The following is a 4,516-nucleotide window of genomic DNA, read 5'->3' as shown; positions in this document are numbered from 1 at the left end:
AACATTATTTAAGAGGGACATCATGCAGTAAACTTTGGGTAATAAGGGTCCGGGACCACTATGTTATGCATAGCGGGCCAGTAAGATTCTTTCAGGAATCCTTGCGTGCTCAGCGGGGATATGGTTGATTGTTAAACCCGGCAAATAACTCTTCTCTGCCAGTATCGATCAAACACAGGAAATATTGGTATTATGAGGGTTTATACCGGCGTATAACGGTAAATTCCACATGTAATGACAATTGTGTAAAGTTCCCCATAGGAAAATATTAAGATTACAAAAAAAGGATACGGGCATCATTGGGTTTGTCCTAAGTCTCAAATTGTTCACATGACTCTACGGAACAAATCGCTTAACGAAAGTAAACAAAGTAACCTTATACGACTGTAGCTGTAGTTGTATATATACGTAGTAGTTATACTACATTGTAGTAATTTATACGATAAAAAAAATACAAATAATCATATACATCCGAAGAAAAATATATTACTTTAGCGACGATAAAAATCTATGCAACCCACGGGCCCTAACCTGGAACGGAAATGATACATGTATTGATAGCAGATGACCATTCGATAGTAAGACTTGGTATGAAACAAATTATCTGCTCGCTGCCTGGTGGCATGCTTGTTACCGAAGCGAAAACATTTGATGAAGCCATTGCTCTTATTGAAAGCCAACACTTTGACCTGGCAGTATTGGACATTAACATGCCTGGCGGCAACAACCTGCAGATGATACATGCAGCGAGGCTCCGTCAGCCCGGCATCAGGATACTGATTTTTTCAGCGTATGAAGAATCACTGTATGCCCTTAGCTATGTCCAGTCAGGTGCAGATGGTTATATCGAAAAAAATTCTCCGGATGAGGAGATCAAAACAGCCATCCATGCTGTTCTTATGGGTGAAAAGTATATCAGTAAGGCAGTCCGGGATCAGCTGATCAGAAAATATACAGGGCAGCCTGAGCATCAAAACCCTTTCTCTGTTCTTTCTGCCCGGGAAATTGAAGTCATGAACCTGTTGATGAAAGGACTTCCACTGGTAAAAATTGCAGAAATACTTCATCTGCAACTGACAACTGTTAGCACCTACAAAGCACGCATCTTTGAAAAGACGGGTGTAAAAAATGTGGTTTCTTTAATCGAAAAAGCACAGATGCACCATGTCACTAATCATGCAGTTGAAGTTGCAGTGAAATAATAGTGCCTCCGTTAAGACCCGGACTGGCAAACAATCCTGCATTTATTACAGTGAGCAATTCCTTTACGAGGATCAGCCCTATTCCGGTGCCGTTTAAATGACCAGTGCCATCATTTTCGGTATGATTGAGCCAGTCTCTTACAGCAGGTGGCATACCGCTGCCAGTGTCTGACAAGTGTATTGTCAATACATTTCCATCGCTTTCTGCGGTTATATTCACCCCTCCCCTGACTGTGTATTTTACGGCATTATCCAACAGGTTATGCAACACTACAGCCAGTAACAACTTATTCACCACTACCGTCATCCCCTGCGGAACATTATTAGTCATCTGTATCCCCTTTGAATCGGATACCGGTTTGAAAATCGCTGTCTTTTCTTCTACTAACTGAAACAGATCTACGGTTTCTTTGGGGAACTCGCCCGTCAGGAAAGAGGTGCGCATGTAATGAATCAGGTTGTCCACCAGGTGATGCATACGATAGAGGCTCTCATAAGTGACTGCTTTTATTTCCTCCTCTTGTAATCTATTGGATACCGGTTCATTTTTATTGACACGAAGTAAAAATTTCAACGGCGTTTTAATATCATGGGTAATGGCGGTGAGCAGACGCTTATACATCAAACCCTGTTTACGCAACTGTTCATCCGATTCCTGGAGTATGACCATCGTTTCTTCCAGCTTCCGGGTACGGTTGTATACCTTTAATGCAAGTAGTTTATTCAGTTGCCGGATACGTCTGATGCGTATTTTATACAGCACTATTATCAGACAGATCAAAGCGATCAATACCAACAATATGAACCAGGCTTTTTCGTAAAAAGCTTTTTGTACGCGGATGATGACTACCTTTTCAATATACTGATCTCTTCCGAATCCCTTCAGCTTCCTGACACGGATACGATAATCCCCCGATGATAAAGAAGATAAAGTGATCGTTCTCTCGCTGTTGATAGGCAACCATATCTGTTCTTCCTGGCCCTCATCTTTCTCCAGACAATAATAGAAATACAGGTTCCTGGGGTCCCCAAAATAAGGAGAGCTGACATGTAAGCGGAAGGTTTTAAAATTATTCGGTAGTTCAAAATGATCCCCTCCTTCCGTGACCTTCAGGTTATGTTCCATCCAATCGACAAATATTCCCTTATCCGGCAGCTCCATCCGAATGGCCGACGGTATAAATTGAACCAGACCATCCAGCGATGGCAAAGAAATATCTCCGTCGTCATATTTAAAGGCACAGGGTTCACAACCGCCATTAAATTCATTCGTATTAAAGCCCTGGTCTTTTCCAAAATAATAGTAGAACAAGTCGCGTTGTTTCCTGTCCGCAAAATCAAGTACATCCTGCTTCCTGACCCTGAATAAACCTTTGTTTGTCGTCAGCCAGCAATAACCATGGTCGTCTTCTGTAATACAATGAGTGGTAGCCATATACCGCTGGCGGTCCTGAGGCAGGGATACCAACCGTTTATTCCGGTAAAGAAAAACGCCCTGGTTATAAGTAGTAATCCATACTTCTCCCTGTTTGGGGATGTAGATACTTCTTATATTCCCCTGTTCCATACCTTTGATCGTATCGGTACGCCCTGATGGAGAATGAACCCTGTACAGCCCTTTGACTGTGCCTATCCATAAAACTCCAAGGGTCTGATCTTCTTTGATGCAGGTAACGTCTTCAACTGTGGCGGGAAGAAACTGTAATACCGGGTTTGGATCATCTGTTCTGATATAGAATAATCCTGGATATTCCCCGCCCACCCATAGCTTCCCTTGAGTGTCTGCGTATACCTGGCCAATAAGGTAGGGCAATCCGGTTTTGTACAATACCCGGCTGAAATCCGGTGATACACAGACCAGCGTCATTCCCTGTCTTCCCCAGTATCGTCCCTGCTTATCACGGGCCAGTGTATATTTCTCGAGTGCGTTTTCCCTATTGAATGACAATGGTAGCCAGGTGGACTTTCCATTCCGGTTAAAGGAGAGCCCGGAAGCCGTTACCACAGCGTTTCCGGGGAAAGGCGCCTGCGCATAAAATACTTCTGCTGTAGAGGTATCCGATTTACGTACGGTAAATTGTTGTCTTGTACAAACATAGAGCCCCCTGGCGGAACTTCCCAGGAACACCCTGCTATTAAGCGGATCATAATAAACCGAAGTAATGAAGGCCTGATGAAAGTCGAAATTTCGCAGCACCATCAAACTTTGTATACATCCGTCTTTTCTCAGCTGTAGCTGATAGCAGTTGTCATCTGTATAGATAAAAACCTGGTGTGCCGCCAGGTTCCAGAACAATTCCATTTTGCATTTACTGTACGCGGGATCAGACAATATATCTCCGGTAAGTGAGATTTTTATTGGCCGTTCTTTCTCCCACCCTATCATATGCCCGTCTCTGTTCAGATAAAAAAGTTTGTTACTGCAAACAAACAGGCGGTGCACGTCGAGCTGTGGCTGTATGATGCGGTACTCCACTTTTCCCTGCTTTACAAAGGAGATCGTATCATGCCACGCAGCAAAATAACTATCTGTACCCTGAGGCATTACCACAGGACACCTTTTTGCAAGACGTTCCGCATAATCATCAGGCCATCCCCTGATGGGATAATAACCCTTGCTGCCTTCCAGGTATTGCAGGTATTGATATCCTGACAGCTCTTTTCCTATATGCTTTACCTTACTTTGCGTAACCGTTAATATCTCCCCGATGTCTGTTTCTACGGCGATAGCGGTATCATTGGGATAGATCAGGGACATCCTGCTGCTTTTCAAACCCGGCACGTTATCACTGCTGAAATTGAGGAAGTAGTTGCCATCAAACCTGGTTAATCCGTTTTCAGTGGCCAGCCATAAAAAGCCATTCTTATCCGGTACAATACCCTTTATACTGTTTTGCGGCAAACCATCTTCATCTGTAAAATTCCTGACAAAATAATGTGTAGTTGTATCTATCGGAGCACTGTGCTCCACTGGGATAAAAGGCAGTAAACATAGCTGGAAACAGAAAATAAGGTTCATCACAGGAGGATATGGTAATACTGCGGTCTGATTTTTTACGCGGTAAAGATATAAAATATTATTTGCACGATAAGTATAGGCGGCGGCCTTTCAGGAATCTTACAAAACAGACCAGACAATCCTTATCCTGGCCATCGATCATTTCAAAGTTAAAGCAGTGGCGGTGAGTATCTGCAAATAATATAAATTCAATGACTTTGGGATTATAAACGTAACGAATCTACGTTTTTTCGTAAAACCCACTGTCGTGAATCTGAATCACATTAAAAATTATTCACCTATCTAAAACACGTAC

2 protein-coding genes are annotated in these 4,516 nt (G+C 42.9%); one reads left to right on the top strand and one right to left on the bottom strand.

Annotated features, from left to right (window positions below; translation table 11 throughout):
* Positions 1 to 542: 542 nt before the first annotated feature.
* Positions 543 to 1,202 (top strand): response regulator transcription factor, encoded by a 660-nt coding sequence (locus tag DF182_RS28410; RefSeq protein ID WP_113619136.1) that lies wholly within the window; start codon positions 543 to 545, stop codon positions 1,200 to 1,202.
* Here DF182_RS28410 and DF182_RS28405 read toward each other — a convergent pair.
* Positions 1,171 to 4,221 carry a sensor histidine kinase gene (locus DF182_RS28405; protein ID WP_113619135.1) on the bottom strand — a complete coding sequence of 1,017 codons (3,051 nt, stop codon included), beginning with the start codon at positions 4,219 to 4,221 and terminating at the stop codon, positions 1,171 to 1,173. The two genes, DF182_RS28410 and DF182_RS28405, sit on opposite strands and share 32 nt — an antisense overlap.
* Positions 4,222 to 4,516: the final 295 nt, after the last annotated feature.

It is taken from the genome of Chitinophaga flava (assembly GCF_003308995.1).
In the GTDB taxonomy this organism is placed as follows: domain Bacteria; phylum Bacteroidota; class Bacteroidia; order Chitinophagales; family Chitinophagaceae; genus Chitinophaga; species Chitinophaga flava.
This window is presented reverse-complemented; position numbering and strand designations above follow the sequence as displayed.